The sequence below is a fragment of the Exiguobacterium sp. s7 genome (genome assembly GCF_018618195.1).
Taxonomy (GTDB): Bacteria; Bacillota; Bacilli; order Exiguobacteriales; family Exiguobacteriaceae; genus Exiguobacterium; species Exiguobacterium mexicanum_A.
Window position 1 is genome coordinate 17,223 of sequence record NZ_JACSLO010000004.1, and the last position, 19,289, is coordinate 36,511.

The 19,289-nt window shown below is 53.8% G+C and carries 20 protein-coding genes; 17 read left to right on the forward strand and 3 right to left on the reverse strand.

Translation table 11 applies throughout. From position 1 onward, the window contains the following. Positions 1-125 precede the first annotated feature (125 nt). From speE to KNP79_RS06565, 4 genes are all read left to right on the forward strand, one after another. The gene (gene speE / locus KNP79_RS06550) at positions 126-965 is read left to right on the forward strand and encodes a polyamine aminopropyltransferase (RefSeq protein ID WP_138858739.1); all 840 of its coding nucleotides are present in this window, start codon (positions 126-128) and stop codon (positions 963-965) included. Further along, positions 962-1,843 carry an agmatinase gene (gene speB, locus KNP79_RS06555; protein WP_034779331.1) on the forward strand — a complete coding sequence of 294 codons (882 nt, stop codon included), beginning with the start codon at positions 962-964 and terminating at the stop codon, positions 1,841-1,843. The genes speE and speB overlap by 4 nt, the downstream gene beginning before the upstream one ends. A gap of 2 nt (positions 1,844-1,845) precedes the next feature. Beyond that, on the forward strand, positions 1,846-2,214 hold the full coding sequence (locus tag KNP79_RS06560) for a Na-translocating system protein MpsC family protein (protein WP_034779329.1): 369 nt from the start codon (positions 1,846-1,848) through the stop codon (positions 2,212-2,214). A 193-nt stretch (positions 2,215-2,407) separates the two neighbouring features. Next, positions 2,408-3,358 carry a sodium-dependent bicarbonate transport family permease gene (locus tag KNP79_RS06565; RefSeq protein ID WP_214711079.1) on the forward strand — a complete coding sequence of 317 codons (951 nt, stop codon included), beginning with the start codon at positions 2,408-2,410 and terminating at the stop codon, positions 3,356-3,358. 36 nt (positions 3,359-3,394) lie between these two features. Here the strand turns inward: KNP79_RS06565 and KNP79_RS06570 are convergent, their stop codons facing one another. Then, positions 3,395-4,147, reverse strand: a complete 753-nt coding sequence (locus KNP79_RS06570) for a homing endonuclease associated repeat-containing protein (RefSeq protein WP_034779320.1) — start codon at positions 4,145-4,147, stop codon at positions 3,395-3,397. A 418-nt stretch (positions 4,148-4,565) separates the two neighbouring features. Between KNP79_RS06570 and KNP79_RS06575 the strand changes: the two genes are divergently transcribed. The 6 genes from KNP79_RS06575 to KNP79_RS06600 are packed head-to-tail and all read left to right on the forward strand — an operon-like array spanning position 4,566 to position 10,813. Beyond that, a complete protein-coding gene (locus tag KNP79_RS06575; protein ID WP_214753648.1) occupies positions 4,566-6,485 on the forward strand; it encodes a polysaccharide biosynthesis protein in 1,920 nt (639 codons plus the stop codon). Between the two features lie 27 nt (positions 6,486-6,512). Continuing rightward, the gene (locus KNP79_RS06580; RefSeq protein ID WP_214753650.1) at positions 6,513-7,367 is read left to right on the forward strand and encodes an NAD-dependent epimerase/dehydratase family protein; all 855 of its coding nucleotides are present in this window, start codon (positions 6,513-6,515) and stop codon (positions 7,365-7,367) included. Next, on the forward strand, positions 7,364-8,506 hold the full coding sequence (locus KNP79_RS06585; protein WP_215191652.1) for a DegT/DnrJ/EryC1/StrS family aminotransferase: 1,143 nt from the start codon (positions 7,364-7,366) through the stop codon (positions 8,504-8,506). The genes KNP79_RS06580 and KNP79_RS06585 overlap by 4 nt, the downstream gene beginning before the upstream one ends. Positions 8,507-8,518: 12 nt before the next feature. Beyond that, positions 8,519-9,103, forward strand: a complete 585-nt coding sequence (locus tag KNP79_RS06590; RefSeq protein WP_215189416.1) for a hypothetical protein — start codon at positions 8,519-8,521, stop codon at positions 9,101-9,103. A 19-nt stretch (positions 9,104-9,122) separates the two neighbouring features. Continuing rightward, positions 9,123-10,124 (forward strand): polysaccharide deacetylase family protein, encoded by a 1,002-nt coding sequence (locus KNP79_RS06595; protein ID WP_034779308.1) that lies wholly within the window; start codon positions 9,123-9,125, stop codon positions 10,122-10,124. Positions 10,125-10,159: 35 nt separating this feature from the next. Then, entirely contained in the window at positions 10,160-10,813 is a 654-nt protein-coding gene (locus KNP79_RS06600; protein ID WP_214753654.1) for a hypothetical protein, read from the forward strand. A gap of 26 nt (positions 10,814-10,839) precedes the next feature. On the opposite strand, the gene KNP79_RS06605 is transcribed toward KNP79_RS06600, so the two are convergent. Together KNP79_RS06605 and KNP79_RS06610 are read right to left on the reverse strand one after the other, a co-directional pair. Further along, positions 10,840-11,604, reverse strand: coding sequence for a MerR family transcriptional regulator (locus KNP79_RS06605; protein WP_214753656.1), 765 nt, complete (start codon positions 11,602-11,604; stop codon positions 10,840-10,842). 47 nt (positions 11,605-11,651) lie between these two features. Further along, entirely contained in the window at positions 11,652-12,116 is a 465-nt protein-coding gene (locus KNP79_RS06610) for a GNAT family N-acetyltransferase (protein WP_214753658.1), read from the reverse strand. 214 nt (positions 12,117-12,330) lie between these two features. Here KNP79_RS06610 and KNP79_RS06615 point away from each other — a divergent pair, with 214 nt between their 5' ends. From KNP79_RS06615 to KNP79_RS06645, 7 genes are all read left to right on the forward strand, one after another. After that, the gene (locus tag KNP79_RS06615; protein ID WP_305798054.1) at positions 12,331-14,040 is read left to right on the forward strand and encodes a glycoside hydrolase family 13 protein; all 1,710 of its coding nucleotides are present in this window, start codon (positions 12,331-12,333) and stop codon (positions 14,038-14,040) included. A gap of 93 nt (positions 14,041-14,133) precedes the next feature. Beyond that, complete coding sequence (locus KNP79_RS06620) at positions 14,134-14,793, forward strand: Type 1 glutamine amidotransferase-like domain-containing protein (RefSeq protein WP_215191654.1); 660 nt, start codon at positions 14,134-14,136, stop codon at positions 14,791-14,793. Between the two features lie 117 nt (positions 14,794-14,910). Then, positions 14,911-15,330: a YwiB family protein gene (locus KNP79_RS06625; protein WP_034779299.1), complete on the forward strand. Its 420-nt coding sequence runs from the start codon at positions 14,911-14,913 to the stop codon at positions 15,328-15,330. Further along, positions 15,327-15,755: a hypothetical protein gene (locus KNP79_RS06630; RefSeq protein WP_138858750.1), complete on the forward strand. Its 429-nt coding sequence runs from the start codon at positions 15,327-15,329 to the stop codon at positions 15,753-15,755. The genes KNP79_RS06625 and KNP79_RS06630 overlap by 4 nt, the downstream gene beginning before the upstream one ends. Before the next feature lie 46 nt (positions 15,756-15,801). Then, entirely contained in the window at positions 15,802-16,317 is a 516-nt protein-coding gene (locus KNP79_RS06635) for a GNAT family N-acetyltransferase (protein ID WP_138858751.1), read from the forward strand. A gap of 6 nt (positions 16,318-16,323) precedes the next feature. Further along, positions 16,324-17,040, forward strand: coding sequence for a hypothetical protein (locus KNP79_RS06640; RefSeq protein ID WP_215191656.1), 717 nt, complete (start codon positions 16,324-16,326; stop codon positions 17,038-17,040). A 90-nt stretch (positions 17,041-17,130) separates the two neighbouring features. Next, positions 17,131-19,260: a (Fe-S)-binding protein gene (locus KNP79_RS06645; RefSeq protein WP_215191657.1), complete on the forward strand. Its 2,130-nt coding sequence runs from the start codon at positions 17,131-17,133 to the stop codon at positions 19,258-19,260. Positions 19,261-19,289 lie beyond the last annotated feature (29 nt).

The following is a 19,289-nucleotide window of genomic DNA, read 5'->3' on the forward strand; positions in this document are numbered from 1 at the left end:
TAAATAAATAAAAAAATCGTGCAAAATGGGTACAGTTTTTGTATACTTCCTATCGTATGAATAAGAAGCGCCTCAAAACGCCACTCGCATACGAACAACTTTTTGAACAGAAAGGGGTTCTATCGATGGACCAAAAATTAAAATTATGGTTTACGGAGCACCAAACAGAAGATTACGGAATCACGTTCCGTGTAAACCACGTTTATGAGAGCGAACAAACGGAGTTTCAACGACTAGAAATGGTCGAAACGGACGAGTTCGGAACAATGTTGTTGCTTGACGGAATGGTCATGACGACGGATAAGGACGAATTCGTCTATCACGAGATGGTGGCTCACGTCCCACTCTTCACACACCCGAATCCGAAGCATGTGCTCGTTGTCGGTGGCGGAGACGGTGGCGTCATCCGTGAGATTATGAAACACCCATCAGTCGAAAAAGCAGTTCTCGTCGACATCGACGGGAAAGTCATTGAATATTCGAAGAAATACTTACCAAATATCGCAGGCGAACTCGACAACCCGCGTGTTGAAGTCATCGTCGGTGACGGCTTCATGCATATCGCCGAATCAGAGAACGAGTATGACGTCATCATGGTCGACTCGACAGAACCGGTCGGCCCAGCGGCCAACTTGTTCACAAAAGGATTCTACGCCGGCATCTCGAGAGCGCTCAAAGACGACGGCATTTTCGTCGCACAGACGGACAACCCATGGTTCACGCCAGAGCTCATCCAAACGGTTCAACGTGACGTGAAAGAAATCTTCCCAATCACGAAGCTCTACACGGCCAACGTACCGACGTATCCGAGCGGCATGTGGACTTTCACAATCGGCTCGAAGCAGTACGACCCAGAACAAGTGCCGGCCGAGCGTTTCCATGACATCGAGACGAAATACTATACGCCTAAACTTCATAATGCGGCCTTCGTTCTTCCGAAATTTGTGGAGGACTTGACGAAATGATTAAACGTTTCGATGAAGCCTACTCAGGTAAAGTGTTTATCGCGAGCTTGCCGGAAGTGACGGACGCGAAGACGGTCCTTTACGGGATGCCGATGGACTGGACGGTCAGTTTCCGTCCAGGCTCACGCTTCGGTCCGAACCGAATCCGTGAAGTCTCGATCGGACTCGAAGAATATAGCCCTTATCTTGATGGTGATTTGACGGAAGCAGCCGTTTATGACGCCGGCGATATCCCGCTCCCGTTCGGAAACGCCCAGAAATCACTCGACATGATCGAATCGTTCGTCAAAGATATCATCAAAGAAGGCAAGTTCCCACTCGGTATGGGGGGAGAACACCTCGTCACATGGCCGGTCATCAAGGCGATGCATGATGCGTACGGGGATGATTTCGTCATCTTGCACCTCGATGCGCACACGGACCTCCGTGACGACTATGAAGGTGAGCCGCTCTCGCACTCGACACCGCTCAAAAAAGCGGCCGAACTCATCGGACCGTCGAACTGCTACTCGTTCGGAATTCGTTCTGGGATGAAAGAAGAGTTCGACTGGGTCAAAGAAGTCGGCTATAACATGTATAAATATGAAGTGATCGAACCGCTCAAACGCGTGTTGCCGACGCTTGCCGGGAAGAAAGTGTACGTCACGATCGACATCGACGTCCTCGACCCATCGGCTGCACCGGGAACGGGTACGCAAGAAATCGGTGGCATCACGACGAAAGAATTGCTCGAAGCAGTGCACGCCATCGCGAACGCCGACATCGACATCATCGGTGCCGATCTCGTCGAAGTATCACCAGCATATGACCAATCGGACATGACGGCCATCGCCGCCGCGAAAATCCTTCGCGAGATGATGATCGGATTCGTGAAGTAACGATGCCGAAAAAAGGTCAGCTCGAAATGGAACTGAGTGCTCGCATCACCCAATGGGAGAAAGAGTATCTCGGGCGCGGCTCTTTGACGTGTAAAGCAGACCTGCTCCGCGACTTGGCCATCGTGACGCTTCAGGGCGTCTTGACCCCGGCCGAGTACGAACTGGCCGCCAAGTCGGCCGGTCGTGAGCAATTGAAGAAATATCGCAATAACCTCGTCGAATCAGGGCGAGCCCAACTCGAGGCGATTTTACATGACGTGCTCGGTCGGCGTCTCGTCTCGCTTCACACGGATATCAGCACGAAGACAGGGGAACGCCTCATCGTCTTTCGACTTGATGCACCATGGGATGGCGGGATTGACAAGCCGTGACGACATTTTTACACTAGAAGCAGAGACGGTTCAGGATTGGGAAGTGTCCGTGCGACATTCCCGTCGTCCTGTCCCGGAGCTGACGAACTAAATACCCGACAGTTGTCGGCTAGACGGAGCGAACGTGTTCGAGCCGTCGGCATGCAGCGCACACCTTTCTTTGGTGTGCGCTTTTGTCGTCCAGGAGGAAAAGATGGAACAATTGATGTTTTTATTGACGAGCGCCCCGGTGCTCCTATTCGTGACAGGTGTGATTGCCGCTCTCGGCAAATCGAATTTGAAGATTCCTGAGTCACTCAGCATCACGCTCAACCTATACTTACTGCTTGCCATCGGATTGAAAGGAGGGATGGGGCTCGCCTCGGTATCGATGGACGAGTTGGCGTTCCCGCTCGCCGTCACGCTCGTGCTTGGTCTCGTACTTCCGCTCGTCGCGTTCGGCCTTGGAGCGTTCTTGAAGTTCACGTTTCCGGAACGCATCGCCATGGCCGCGACGTTCGGCTCGGTCTCGCTCGTGACGTATGTCGCCGCGACGGCGCAGCTCGAACGTCTCGGCATCAGTTATGAGCCGTTCATGACAACGCTCGTCGTCGTCCTCGAAATTCCGGGTCTCGTCGTCGCGCTGTTGTTATACAATCAAAGCCGCGTCCTCGGCATCACGGCCGCACCGACCCAATCGCTCACCGTCATCCGTGACAGTCTGCTCTCGAAAAGCATCTTGCTGCTTTTGGCTGGTCTCATTGTCGGGCTGGTCACCCCGGATACGTCGGCATTAACCCCGTTTTTTGTCGATTTGTTCCCAGGCGTGTTGCTGTTGTTCTTGCTCAGCCTCGGCGTAAAGGTCGGTCATCAGCTGAAGACGCTACCGTCGTACGGGATGAAGTTTTTAGTCGTCGGGATGACGTTTCCGCTCGTCGGCGCGGCCATCGGTTTTCTCGCTGCCGGAATGGCTGGACTGTCTGATGGGGGAACGATTCTGCTTATGACGCTCGCGGCGAGCGGGTCGTACATCGCCGCACCGGCCATGCTCCAAGCATCGGTCCCGGAGGCGGAGCCGTCGTTTTATTTGACGCTCGCCCTCGCCGTCACGTTCCCGTTCAACTTGCTCATCGGCATCCCGCTATTCATTTCGATCGTCACTTGAACAAAAGCCCTGTCTCACGATGAGACAGGGCTTTTGTTATTGGGTGATCGTCTGTTCTTCCATGCATTTTAATGCGGCCGTCCAACTGCCGAAGAGGGCGTTGATGGTCGACGTGCTCGGCACGTTACGTCCCTCGGCCCATTTCCGGTAATGCAGAATACTGAAGTGTGACAATTCATGTTTCGCGACGCGGAGGGCTTCGATGACATCTTCTTCGTCCCATTTCCGTTTCGGCGGGGCGATGTCGAGGACGAACAAGGCGTAGCTCCAAGATCCATATTTCCGGGCGATCGTCGCGACTGTCGGATAACCGCGTTCTTGGGCCCAGATGGCGTAGTGCTGGGACGTGAGACGTTCGAGTTCTTCGGACGCTTCAATCAAGGCTTGGATGATGCGCTCTTCATTGTTTTTCGCGGCGGTCGTCTGAAGTTTCGCTTCCCGGAGCGCGTTCGACCAGGAGCCGAAACGACTGCTGATCAACGTGAGCGACGGGGAGCGTGTCACTTTCGACCATTCCCGATACGTTTGGCTCGTGAAGAGCGGTAACTCCTCGGCGGCTTGATTCAACGCGCGGAGGATGTCTTCATCCGAGTAGTAATGGAACGACATTTGGATTTGGGCAGCGGCGAGCGCCTCGCGCCAAGACCCGAACTGATGGATGACGGTGGAAAGGGACGGGACATTTTTGGTTTGCGACCATACACTATACCGTTTCGAATCGAGCTCGGCATGTTCTTGAGCAGCTAACTGCAACGCTTGTACGATTTGAGGGCGTGTCCATTTTTTCATCTTGGTGTCTCTCCTTTGGAGGGAGACGCAGCGAGCGTCTCGGAAGGTCTCTTGGTGTGAATGAACAGCATGTATTGGTTGAAGAGTCAACGAGCTAGTCAAAAAGGATGCTTACGATCGATTTCTACCTCCTTATGTGGCGTTTTAGCTAAGTTCAAAATAATGTAAACGATACCCAATTCGGGTTATATGTATTTCCATTTCCCGTTTGTCCGACAATTATTCATTATGTGAATGAAATCATGATAATAATTTCGTGAACTCCTTTTTCGCATCTATGTCGTTAATGAGAAAAAGCTCGTTTTATCTTTAAACTTGTTGAGGATAGTCGGGTAGTTTACTAGCATCGACGCATCTTTTGCGCATTCCAACCTACACCACGAACGAACAACTCAGACTCTTGGAGGTGCGAACTACCATGGCAACACTTGTGAACGTCTATCGGAAGAATCAACGCAATTTGCTCTTTTTATGTCTCGACATCTTGATCGTCTCGTTTGTATTGTACGCGACGTTTGAACTGATGTTCTCCACGATCACGTCGTACGCGGCACTCGAATCGAGCGAGATGTTGATGATGGTCGCCATTAAAATCGTCAGCTTCAGTCTCGTCGGGAGCGTCTTGAAGATTCATCGCATCGACTGGCGTTACGCTTCGGTCCATGAGATGAAACAAGTCGCCATCGCCTTACTGAGCAGTGACTTGGTGTTGTACGCCTACAACCAGTTCCACTTCGGGGCTGGCCTTGGGATGATCATCGCCGTACAAGGGTTGCTCGCATTCAACCTCATCTTGTTCACCCGCTTCTTAGCCCGCAACCATGTGTTTGACGTGTTCAAACCCCATTCGAACCATCCGGGACGAAAAGCACTCATCATCGGAGCCGGGGATTCCGGACAGTTGATTGTCCGCGAGTTGAAGGAGCATCGGACGACCGTCCTCTGCGTCGTCGGTCTGCTCGACGACAACCCGCAACTGCAGGCACTCTACGTCCACGGTGTCCCGGTCCTCGGGATGACGGACGATTTGGAACGCATCATTCAAGAACATGGTATCGAAGTGGTTATTTTGGCCATTCCAAGCTTGCCTTATACACGGCGTCTCGCCTTGCTGAAACGAATCGAGAAGACAGGAGCCGAATCCCACGCCTTGCCGATGATTTCGGAACTGGCGACCGGAAAAGTCTCCATCAACGAGATTCGCGAAGTGAAAATCGAGGATTTGCTAGGACGTGAGCCGGTCCAGTTGGACATATCTGGAATATCTCGCCATGTCGAAGGCGCGACTGTGCTCGTCACTGGCGCCGGTGGCTCAATCGGCTCGGAGTTGTGTCGCCAATTGATCAAATTCGCCCCGGCAGAAATCATTCTCCTCGGTCATGGGGAGAACAGCATTTACTTGATCGAGCGAGAGTTGCGTGGGCTCGGCACGGAGACGATTCTGCACCCGGTCATCGGGGATGTGCAAGACGAAGCTCGGCTCGAAGATGTGTTCCGTACGTACCAGCCGGACATCGTCTATCATGCCGCCGCTCATAAACATGTGCCGCTCATGGAAGACAATCCGCTCGAAGCCGTCAAAAACAATATTTACGGGACAAAACATATGGTCGATGTCGCGGCCCGGCATAACGTGAGCCGCTTCATCATGGTCTCGACCGACAAGGCGGTCAATCCGACGAACGTGATGGGCTCGACAAAACGAATCGCCGAGATGGTCGTCCAAGAGAAAGCCCGAACGAGCGAGACGATCTTCGCAGTCGTACGCTTCGGAAATGTCTTAGGCAGTCGCGGCTCGGTCGTACCGCTCTTTAAAGAACAGATTCTCCGGGGCGGACCGGTCACCGTTACCGATCCTGAGATGACCCGCTACTTCATGACCATCCCGGAAGCGAGTCGGCTTGTCATCCAAGCGAGCGTCTTGTCCAGAGGGGGAGAGATTTTCGTGCTCGACATGGGCGAGCCGGTCAAAATCATCGACTTGGCGAAGAAAATGATCGAGTTGAGCGGTTTTACGACCGAACAGATCGACATTGAAGTCACCGGCATTCGTCCGGGTGAGAAGTTATATGAAGAATTGCTCGCCGCGAGCGAACTCGGTCCAGAAGCGAACGTCTTCCCCAAAATCTTTGTCGGCCGGACCCGTCCCTTCACGACCGTCGCTTCCGTGCTGCACCTGATTGAGACGTTACGAGACGACCAAGAGGCCCTGACCTACCTGCTGCTCTTTATCGCCAATAGTGACGACCTCGACCGAGACATCGATCGTCTCTTTACACATGGCGTGAAGCGAATGCGTCCTCACATTGCCGGGACACGCCTCGCTGACGGAAATTGAAGGTCATAACGAGTGAAGAGGGGGAGAATGATGGTCGATCAAACGGTTCTTATTGTCGGGGTAGCCAGTTTCCAAGGGTTTCATATCGCACGTCGGCTATTGCAGGAAGGGTTTGATGTCGTCGGGATTGACGATGAAGGGCGGCACAAGACGCGAATCGCCAAACAACGTCTCTATGTCTTGACGCACCCGCAGTTTCAGTTGATTCGTACGACACTCGTCAACAAGACGGTCATACGCAGCATTTTGAAGCGACATGAACCGCGCCACATCATCTTATGTTCGACCCGTCGCCATAACGGAAGTGAAGAGCCGCTGGAACGTTACGAGTTGATGAAACGCTACATCGCCATCCAAACGAAACGGGTCCCGGTTGAATCGTTCATCACGTTCGACTTGCCTATAAAACAGGAAGACGGGGAACGTCCGGTGATCCATCTGTTCACAGAAGACGTCTTCGGCCCTTGGGACGATGCCTCGACGCTAGTGTCAAAGGCCATTGTCGCCGTCGACCGCGGTGTCCGACTCTCAGGGTATTACGCGACGGATATCATCAACGTCTCTTATATCGATGATGTCGTCGAATCGGTCGTCCGCTTGCTTCGCTTGATTCAAACCGGGATGTCGCCAGTCGGATATTTCCAAATCCCGGCCTCCGACTACGTGAACGTCCAAACGTTACTGTCCGACATCGGACATATCCTCAACAAATCGGCGAAGACGTCGTTGCCGATGCGCGAGTCGGTACTTCGGCAGTCGGCCGTCCCGACGCTCGACACGCTGATCGGCTTCAGCCCGAGCACATCGCTGTTTGAAGGACTCGAGCAAGTCGTCGATTGGTATATCTCGTATAAAACCATGATGAAGGAGGGCATCAAATGAACATCCTATTATCGAAGCCCCATATGTCGGGCCGTGAGATGGCCTACATCGAAGAGGCGTTCGCGAGCAATTGGATCGCCCCGCTTGGGCCAAACGTCAACGCGTTTGAGGCGGAAGTCGCCGCTTACGCAGACCATCCGTACGCCTTGGCGACAAGCTCAGGGACGGCTGCCCTCCATTTGGCGCTACTTACGCTCGGCGTCGGGACAGGGGACACGGTCTTCTGTCAGTCACTCACGTTCGTCGCATCGGTCAATCCAATCCGTTACGTCGGCGCCATTCCGGTCTTTATCGACTCGGAAACGACGACGTGGAATATGTCGCCAGACGCGCTTCGGAAAGCGCTCGTCCAAGCCGCGACGAAAGGGAAACTTCCGAAAGCGGTCATCGTCGTCCACCTATACGGCGTCGTCGCGAAAATCGGTGAGATTCGCCACATCTGTCGTGAGTTCGGTGTCCCATTGATCGAGGACGCGGCCGAATCACTCGGCTCGACGTGGCACGGGCAAATGACGGGAACCATTGGGGACATCGGGTTTTATTCGTTCAACGGCAATAAAATCATCACGACATCAGGCGGCGGCATGCTCATGGTGCCGAATGAGGAAACGAGACAGTTGGCGCTCAAGTTGGCCACGCAAGCTCGGGAAGACGCACCGCATTATGAGCACGAACAAGTCGGCTATAACTATCGATTGAGCAACGTCTCGGCCGGGATCGGTCGGGGACAGCTCGAAGTGATTGAGCAGCGCGTTCAAGCACGACGTCGCGTGTTCGCTCGCTATGAGCATATGTTCCGTCAGCTCGGGACGACGTATCAGCAAGAAGTCCCACACTCACGGGCCAATCGTTGGCTGACCGCCATGCAGTTGGATCAGACAGACTTGCACCGAGACACGGTGATGCAGCGGCTCGCCAGTGCCGGCATCGAATCCCGTCCTGTCTGGAAACCGATGCATCTGCAACCGGTGTATCGCGATGTCGAATATGTGACGGTCGATGGAGAAGATGTCAGTCGGCGTCTGTTCGAGAATGGGATTTGCCTTCCATCGGGATCCGACTTGACTCTCGGGGAACAACAGCAAGTCATCCAGACCGTGCTCGATACGCGCTCGATCGTCACGGAACAAAGTGTCTGAGGAGGACGAACGATGAACCGGGAAGCAGAGATCATTCAAGCGCTTCGAGCCGCTGCATCTCTGACTCCGACCCTCACGGTTAAACAATATCAGCTCTGGAGCCGAGACCGGGACGTCCCGACATTTCTCGACGTTCTCAATTTTTACGGGTCATGGACCGGCGCCTTGAAGGCAGCCGGCCTCTTAGAAGCCCGAAAGCACTATACCCAACAAGAACTCGTTGCAGCGCTTCGGCTCGCACTTGAACAGGAAGGGAAGTTGACGAGCACCCATTACCAACAATGGGTCAAAGATCATACCGGTCCTTCCCTAGGTGATATTATTTCCCATTTCGGGTCTTGGAGTCTGGCCGTGAAAACGGTAGAGCGTTTAGAGGAGCTCCATTTTACCGTCCAGCCAGAACGTGAAAAAGCAGAAATCGTTCAATCGTTGCTAGAAGCAAGTCGGGTCGTCGTGCCATTCAACGCGATCACCTATCAAAAATGGGCGAAACAACATAGACGACCAAGTGTCGCCAAAGTATCCCGTCGATACGGCTCCTGGAAACGGGCGCTCGCCGAACTAGAGCTTCGTGAGTCGTGTGAAGGAAAGAAGTGAAGACAGAGGAGGGGTCTCGATGAACGGAGCGTTTGTCATCTCACTAGATTTTGAATTGAACTGGGGCACGTTTGACGGTACGACGATTGAGGCGTATGGCGAGAATCTACTCGGGGTCCGGCAAGTCGTGCCGAGCTTGCTCGACTTGTTTGCCGCGCATCAGATTCATGCGACTTGGGCGACGGTCGGATTCCTGTTCTATGAGACGAAAGCAGAGCTATTGAAAGACTTGCCGACGATTCAACCGGCGTATCGGCATCCCGAATATTCTTCATACAATTGGATGCAGCACGTCGGGGCGGACGAGGCGGTCGACCCGTATCACTTCGGGAAATCACTCGTCGATCAAATCGCGGCGACGCCTGGTCAAACCATCGGGACGCATACGTATTGTCATCTATCTTGTTTAGAAGAAGGAGTGACCATCGAGGCGTTCAAGGCCGATCTCGAGGCGGCGAAGCGGGTGGCCGCACGTCGAGACTTACCCATTCAGAGCATCGTCTATCCGCGCAATCAATCGAGCCCGGCGCATTTCCAAGCGGCGCAAGAAGTCGGAATCGATGTCTATCGCGGCAATGAGACCCATTACATTTATCGGGCCGATGCGAGAGGGGATGAGGGATTAGGCCGACGGGCCCTTCGTCTGCTTGATGCCTACGTCAATTTGACGGGGCACCACACGGTCTCGTGGGCAGCCATTCGGCAATCATCTCCTTATAACGTCCCATCGAGCCGATTCCTTCGACCTTACGTGCCGGCGCTTCGCTTCCTCGACCGACTCAAAGTGCGGCGTATCAAACGGAGCATGACGCATGCGGCCAAACGGGGGGAAGTGTTCCATCTTTGGTGGCACCCGCACAACTTTGGCAAACATGTATCCGAAAACATGGCCTTGTTGGGTGAAATCATCGCCCATTATGAAACGTTGCATCAAACGTATCAATTTGAAAGTTTATCGATGGAAGAAGTGGCGGACCGTTGCCGCCCGGCCGTCGTCTCGACGCAGGAGCGACACGGATGAGAGGCGTTCGGAGGAAGGGAAAGGGGAGGGACAAAATGGGCCGACCGATCGTACTACTCATTGGAGAACACCGGACATCTGCCTACGTCTATCATGCGATCCGCAACTTAGGGGTGACCCATGTCATTCAGGAAGATGGACCGAGCGAGCATCGTCCGGAATCCATCAAGCATTGGCTGACGCATATATACGTCCGGCTGACGTCGCCTGTCATGCGCCTTTCGAGCCGGGCGCGGATCCGAGAACTGAAAGGTCGCTATCCATTGAACGATGAGCCAATTCCGTTCCACCACATTCTACGTGTCACCTCATTGAACGATACGAAGACGACGATGTGGCTCGATCGTCTCGACCCGCAGCTCATCGTCACCCATGAGACGGGGTCGATTGACCCGAGCGTCCTCGCCCGATTCGACTGTCCGGTATTGACGGTCGCACCGACGATGGCAGAAGGACAACTCCAAGCGTACTGGGCGTTCCGGGCCAAACCGGACGTCTGTGAGGCACGAATCGAACAGTGGACCGAGCGGGGCTGGTCCGTGGTCGACCGGGCCGTGCTCTACATCGGCGGGACGGATAATTTTGCCACGTATCCGTACTTGCAGCTCACGACGGCGCTCCCGCTCTTGAGACGTCAAATCGAGTTATTGCTAAAGGAAGATGTGTATGACCGTCGAACGGCAAAATAACGGCCAAAGCGCGATGCTTTGGCCGTTTAGCTTTGGGTGATGCAATAGTGTTGGATGGCGTCATTATAATAGACGGCCAGTCCAGGCGCGTACTTGTCATAGAACGCGGTGAAACGTTCGTCCATGACGTACATCTGCCCGAGTCCGCTGAACATGTCGAGCGAGCAGTCATAAAACTGGTCATTGATGAACAGGTGGTTCGCCCGGACGGCCGCTTGGACACGCGGGTCTTCGACCGGGACGCCGGCCATGAACAAGTCGACGAGCGGCTTGACGAGATCGACTTGTTGTTGACTGAGCGCTTCCCAGTCCTCTTTCGATCGCTTATCGGCGCGCGCACGTGACGTCTTGTACGCCTCGCTCTCGCCCCAACGTTCTTCTGTCTCCGCCTCGTGCTTCGCTTCATGGGCTTTCAGTTCGTCAAACGATAATCCCTTGAACAACGATTTGTCTTCCATTGGAATTCCTCCTCTCAGTGAGGTGAGCGTCGATTCCGCCGTCTCGGCGAGTGTCGCAAAATAGGCGGCTTTCGCGCGCAGGGCGGTCACTTGCTCTTCGAGGGCACGGGTCCGATCGAACGGTTCGGCTTCGAGTAAGCCTTGAATCGTCTCGAGCGGGAAGTCGAGCGAACGATACAGCAGAATCGTCTGCAACCGCTCGGCATCATGCGACGAGTAGCGCCGATAGCCGTTGACGTCACGTTCCGGGACGAGCAGACCGACGGCGTCATAATGACGCAACGTCCTTGTGGTCGTGCCAGAGAGTGTCGCGAGTTGTTGAATCGTGTACATGTCCTCACCTCCTTGAAGTCAGCGTACACGTTGACGTCGCGTCAAGGTCAAGCCTCTTTTTCGAACAAAGAGAATCCATCTCGTTCGCCGACATAATTGAAGCCGAAGCGGGGATAATAGGCGTTCAAGAAGTGATTCGTGGCGACGCAGTCGAGGCGAACTCGATCCGACGTCGCTGCAAGCGCATAACGCATCAACTGTTCACCGACTTGTCGGCCTTTCATCCGGTCATCGACGACGAGGCGATGTAAATAGACGGCCGCGTCAGGATCGTCCCACAAGTTTTCGTCCCAAGACGTCGGTGGGATCAAGCTGACCGACCCGGCGATGTCTCCGTTCACTTCGTATACATAGACGGTTCCGTTCGTGACGTCATGGGTCACAAAATCGGTCCGACTCGGCTCTAAATATTTTTGCCATTGCGTTTTTCCAGCGGCCCGAAACGATTGCGCTTTCGTTAAAATCAGTTGATCGATTGCCGAGAGATCGGCCTGTGTGGCCAAACGGATCATGTAAGTCGCCTCACTTTCATTTCATTTCAAATTCGTGTAGGGTACACGATGAGTAAGCTGTTGAAAACATCTTTGTGTCGTGGAATGATTTTTGGTAAGATAAACTTACTGTAATCGTGCAAACGATTGCGCTAACGAGATAAAGAGACAACAGCACTGATATTAGTATATAGGATGCGCAGTGAGTTTAGGGACAAGGGAGTATCATTGACACATGCAACTTTTACAACGTGACCAACACACACAAACGAAAACACTGAAACGAAACTGGTGGAAAGAAGCTGTCGCTTATCAAATCTACCCGCGCAGTTTTTATGATGCGAACGGGGACGGGATTGGCGATATTCAAGGCATCATCGACAAACTCGATTACTTGAAAGACCTCGGCGTCGACGTCATCTGGATTTGTCCGATGTACAAATCGCCGAATGATGACAACGGCTATGACATTAGCGACTATCAAGCCATCATGGACGAGTTCGGGACGATGGAAGATTTCGACCGTCTGTTGACGGAAGTCCATGCGCGCGGCATGAAATTGCTGTTAGACCTCGTCGTCAACCATACGTCGGATGAGCACCCATGGTTCATCGAATCGAAGAGCTCGAAAGACAATCCGAAGCGTGACTGGTACATTTGGCGTGACGGCAAACCCGACGGCTCGAAACCGAACAACTGGGAGTCAATTTTTGGCGGGTCGGCTTGGGAGTTTGACGAGACGACGGAACAATACTTCTTGCACGTCTTCTCGAAGAAACAGCCGGACCTGAACTGGGAGAACGCCGAGATGCGCCAGACGGTGTACAACATGATCAACTGGTGGCTCGACAAGGGGATTGACGGTTTCCGTGTCGATGCAATCAGCCACATCCGCAAACACCCGTCGTTCGGCGACTTGCCGAACCCGGAAGGCCTCGACTTCGTGCCATCGTTCGAGATGCATATGAACGTCGACGGGATTCACGGTTATTTAGAAGAACTTCGCGACGAGACGTTCAACAAGCACGACATCATGACGGTCGGCGAAGCGAACGGCGTCTCGCCTGACGATGCCCACCTTTGGGTCGGCGAGAAGGAAGGCAAGATGAACATGGTGTTCCAATTCGAACACATGGGTCTCTGGCGTGAAGACGCCGAGTCGAAGCTCGACGTCGTCCACTTGAAGAACGTCCTCACGAAATGGCAAAAAGGCCTCGAAGCGGACGGCTGGAACGCCCTTTACGTCGAGAACCATGACCAAACGCGGACCGTGTCATCATGGGGTGATGACGAGCGCTATTGGAAAGAAAGCGCCAAGTCGATTGCGATGATGTATTTCCTCATGCAAGGGACGCCGTTCATCTATCAAGGCCAAGAGATCGGCATGACGAACGTGAAGTTCGACTCGATTGACCAGTACGATGATATCGCGACGCGCAACCGGTATTACATCGGTCTCGAGAACGGCAAGAGCCATGACGAGATGATGGACATCACGTGGAACTCGTCACGTGATAACACGCGCACACCAATGCAGTGGAGCGATGCCCCGAACGCGGGCTTCACGTTCGCGGAGACGCCTTGGTTCGGCATCAACCCGAACTACACGGACATCAACGTCGACGCCCAGCTCGAAGACGACGACTCGATTCTCAACTTCTATAAAGAGATGATTCGTCTTCGCAAACAAGATGAGACGTTCGTCTATGGAACGTATGACATCGTCTTGCCGGAGCACCCAGAGATTTACGCGTACACACGCACGCTCGGTGACTCGCAATACCTCGTCATGACGAATTTGACAGGGAAAGAAGCCATCTTTGCGACGGAGATCACGCTTCGCTCAGAAGACGTCGTCTTGAAAAACATGCCGCTCGAGCCGCATGACGAGACGACGTTGCTTCACTTGAAACCGTTCGAAGGTCGCGTCTATAAATTGAGTTAATCCGAAGGCCGCCTCTGTGCGGTCTTTTTTTGAGCACAGGGAAATAACGAATGAGCACGAATTTATTTATAGAAATGATGAGGAGGGATTGGATTGAGATTATTACTGACATCGGCCGGTATCAAAAATGAGCGGATTAAACAGGCGTTGCTCGAGTTACTAGGGAAACCGATTGAGGAGTGTAACGCCCTTTGTATCCCGACCGCGATTTACGCGTTGCCGAGTGGGATGAAGCATGCCTGGAACTTTTTCAACGGTGATTCTTCGACGCCGATGTGTGAGTTAGGGTGGAAATCGGTCGGGGTCCTCGAATTGAGCGCCCTCCCAAGCCTTGATGAAACGGTTTGGAGACCGGCGTTTGACGAGGCCGATGTACTGTTGGTCAACGGAGGCGACCCGCTGTTCTTGCATTATTGGATGAAGCAGTCTGGTGTCGCCCAGCTGTTGCCGGAATGGAAGGGTGTCTACGTCGGTCTGAGCGCCGGCAGCATGGTCATGACCCCGCGAATTGGGGAGGCGTTTGTCGGTTGGCAGGCACCGGGCGAGCAGGGCGATGAGACACTGGGGTATGTCGATTTCTCGATTTTCCCTCACCTCGATCATGAGATGTTACCGGAGAACACGTCTGAGCATGCGACCGAATGGGCAGGCATGTTGACTGGTCCGAGCTACGCCATCGATGACGAGACGGCGATTCGAGTCGTCGACGGGCGGGTCGACGTGATTTCGGAAGGGACTTGGCTGAAGTTTTAACGAAACGAACGACCGCGTCCAACGTGTGAAGCACGTGCGAACCGGGAAAGAAAAAGTTACCGATTCCGGACCATTCGCGAGATATGGTACGATGGGACAGCGGAAAGGGGAATCACCATGGCAATTGAACCGAAACGCGTACGTGTGCGCCAAAAGACAATGATCAGTGAAATCGAGGAGCCGATTGAGCTGCAAGCCGACGGGCTCTATTATGAGTTGAAGACCGGCTTCGTCTTGACGTTCGATCAAGAACGAGAAGACGGCGTCGTGCCGACAACGATCAAATATACGACGGGCCGGCTCGCGCTCATCTGTAAAGGACCGATTGAGATGAATCATTCCTTTATTGAAGGGCGCTTGACCCAAAGCCTATATAAAAACCCATACATGTCGATGACGATGGCGACGACGACGGAGCGGCTCGATGTCGCGGACGGACGTTGTCGCTTCGCCTACGAGTTGTCGATGAACGATGACTTGGCAGGTAACTATATAGTCGACGTCACGTGGACGTTTGAAGGAGGAGACGAAGCATGAACTTTGCAGAACGCGTGAGAAAGATTGAAGAGATGTTGAACGAGGATTGGTTCGAGATGCTCGAGACGAATGAGGACGAATATGAAGAGTGGCGCGGCCGCCTCGAGGACCACGCCGAACAGGTCGTCGGGCACTACGATAACGAGACCGGCGTCGATATGGACTCGGTCGATAAATTGCTCCAATTGAACGATGAGTTCCCGCTTCTTTACGGGGAAGACACGGTCCGGCTTTACGTCGCCTTGATTGAAGCGCGACCGGAAGATAGATCGGTATACGACCGCTACATCGACTACTTGGCGGCCATCGGTGACGCGACGCATGAAGAATTTTTACGGTTCCATACGCTCGTCGAAGCGGGCCGTCTTGACGAGGCACGTGAGCTCGCCCCGCAGATGCCAAAACGATTAGGACTCGAAGATTAAGGCCGCTTTGCGGTCTTTTCTATACATAAAAATAGGGGGAAGCGTTATGTTGCGACTAGTGAAGACATCCATGGAGCAGGAAGCGAACGTGCTCGATTTTTTAAAGGAATGGCGGGAACGCTCCGAGACGATCGTCCCGAACGCCGTCGACCGTGACGCGTCCGACTTTGCGTCGTACGTTAAACAGATTCGTGATAAAGAAGTACGGGTGAACAACGTCAGTTGGGTGCCGAGCACGACGTATTGGCTGACGGATGGGGACGAGTTGCTCGGGGCGACGAATATCCGTCACGAATTGAATGACAACCTCCTCAACTTAGGGGGACATATCGGGTACGGCATCAAGCCGAGTGCCCGCGGACGTGGTCTCGCTACGAAACAACTCGAGCTCGCACTCGAGAAAGCGAAAGAACTCGGGATCGAGCGGGCGTTGATTACGTGCGACCGGACGAACGAAGCGTCACGCCGAGTCATTTTGAACAATGGCGGCGTGCCGGACACGCCGTTCACAGCGGAAGGCGGGAAAATTGTCGAGCGGTTTTGGATTGAACTAAAGGGGTGACATGAGATGGCGAACTGGATCGTGGTCTATTTAGCGCTCATCAATTTTTTCGGAATTTATCTGTTTCCGCGAGACCGGGTGCCGTCTCAAAAATGGTTCTCGTTTTCGAGCGGGATCGCCATCACATACTTTTTCATGTATCTCTTGCCGTCCTTGAACAAGCGGCAAGACACGCTTCAAGTGGATTGGCTCAACCTGGCCTTGCCGTCGGAGATTTATGTCATCAGCCTGCTCGGTTTCACCGTCTTTTACGGGACGATGCGTGTCGTCCGGACGCCCCATTTCAAAGACGAGACGATTGAACAGAACGTGTCGTACTGGCTCCAAGTGACGCTGTTGACGGCATATATGTCGTTCTCGGCTTACGTCGTCACAGCGTCATCCGTCACGTTCGTCGCACGCAGCTTCTACGCGACGGCGCTCGGCGTACACTTCCTCGCCGTCGGCCAAGACTTGTATCGCCATTACGGGGAACGGTACATCCGGCAAGGGCGTTATTTGTTGAGCGGCGGGATTCTTGCCGGCGGTTTCTTCTCCCGCTTGATCGACCTGGCCTCGCACGTCGAGGCCATCTTGTTCGCGTTTGTCGCCGGGGCGATGATTCTGAATATCGTCAAGTTCGAACTTCCAGCCGACCGCAACCTCCATTTCCGGACGTTCGTCCTCGCCGTCGTCGGGTATGGCGGCATCCTCTTATTCTTAAAGCATGTGCTTAATTTTTGACCCCTTCGATAAAAATGAATGACTGTTCATTCATTGTTTGATATACTTAACTCAAGATTGAATCCGTTTTCATAAGGGGGAGTTTTGGGGATGTCTACATTTTTAATCGTCAACTGGATTCTATTCTTGCTCGTCCTCGGCTATGGACTATATTTGTTCGCATCGTTGGTGTACCAGCGCTATACGTTCATCAAGCTCGGGAAAAAGGCAGAGTGGAGCCAAACGAATAAGGAACGGCTTGAACAGGTCATGATCAACGTGTTCGGCCAAAAGAAACTGTTGAAAGACAAGAAGAGCGGCATCATTCACGTCATGATGTTCTATGGGTTCATCCTCGTCCAGTTCGGGGCCATCGACTTCATCTGGAAAGGACTTGCCGTCGGGACGCGTTTCCCGCACATCCCGCTCGGTCCGCTCTATCCGATTTTCACGTTCATGCAAGAAATCGTCATGCTCATGATTCTCGTCGCGGTCGTTTGGGGATTCTACCGCCGTTACGTCGAGAAACTCGTGCGTTTAAAACGAAACTTTCTGGCCGGTCTCGCCCTCATCTTCATCGGTGGGTTGATGGTATCGGTCTTGTTCGGGAACGGGTTCTATCTCGTCTATAAGGAAGAGCTCCCGATGTGGGGCGAACCGGTCGCGACACTCATCGGTTCGGCGTTCGCTTGGGTACCGGGAGGCGTCGCCTTCGCCTTGTTCGTCGTCTTCTGGTGGCTTCACCTCTTGTTCTTGCTCAGCTTCATGATCTATATCCCGCAAGGCAAGCACGCCCATTTGATTGCCGGGACGCTCAACGTCTGGCTCGGACGGACGCACCAAGTCGGTCGTCTCGCACCGGTCGACTTCTCAGCGATGGAAGAGGCCGAGGAGTCGGATGAAGAAATCGTCTTCGGCGTCAATAAGATCGAAGACTTCAATCAAAAACAACTCGTTGACTTGTATGCCTGTGTCGAATGCGGACGCTGTACGAACGTCTGCCCGGCGACCGGGACTGGTAAAATGTTGTCGCCGATGGATCTCATCGTCAAACTGCGCGACCACATGAACATGAAAGGGGCCGCCATCACGCGTAAATCGCCGTGGGCACCGGCGCTCATGTTCCAAAACACGCAAGGGGCCGAGATCGCGGTCGCGGCTCAAGACGGGCATATGCTCGTAGCCGACGAGTTGATTGGCAACGTCATCACCGAAGAAGAGATTTGGGCATGTACGACATGTCGCAACTGTGAGGACCAATGCCCGGTCATGAACGAGCACGTCGACAAGATCATCGACCTTCGCCGTTACCTCGTCATGATGGAAGGCAAGATGGATCCTGAGGCGCAGCGTACGGTCGCCAACATCGAACGTCAAGGCAACCCGTGGGGGATGAACCGGAAAGAGCGCGAGAATTGGCGCAAAGACCGGGAAGAACTTGTCATCCCGACGGCGAAAGAGAAGAAGAAGGCCGGTGAAGAGTTCGAATTCCTCTTCTGGGTCGGGGCGATGGGCTCATACGATAGCCGCAGCCAAAAAGTCGCGCAAAGCTTTGCGAGCGTCTTGAACAAGGCCGGTGTCTCGTTCGCCATCCTCGGGAACGAAGAGAAGAACTCAGGGGACACACCACGCCGCATTGGGAATGAGCTGTTGTTCCAAGAGCTCGCCGAAGCGAACATCAAACTGTTCGAGAAGTATGGGGTCACAAAAATCGTCACGGTCGACCCGCACGCGTACAACACGTTTAAAAACGAGTATCCGGACTTCGGACTGAGCGGTGTGAAAGTGTATCACCATACCGAGCTCCTCGCCGAGCTGCTCGATACGGGCCGGGTCAAGCCGGACTTCTCCGTGAACGAGCGGGTCGTCTATCACGACTCGTGCTACCTCGGGCGCTATAACGGCATTTACGACGCCCCACGTTTCGTCTTGGAACGCATCCCGGGTGTCGAACTCGTCGAGGCGGACCGGAACCGTGAGAACGGCATGTGCTGCGGCGCTGGCGGCGGTCTCATGTGGCAAGAAGAGAAAGTCGGGACGCGCGTCAACGTGGCTCGGACCGAGCAGCTGCTCGAGACGAAGCCGACCGTCATCGGCTCGGCTTGTCCGTACTGCTTGACGATGCTCTCGGACGGGACGAAAGCGAAAGAAGTCGATGAGACGGTCGGCACGTTCGACGTCGTCGAATTGCTTGATCGCTCCCTCGCTCCGATCGAAGTAGCAGAACCACTCGTTCAATAAAAAAACAAGGCACGGTCCGCGGACCGTGC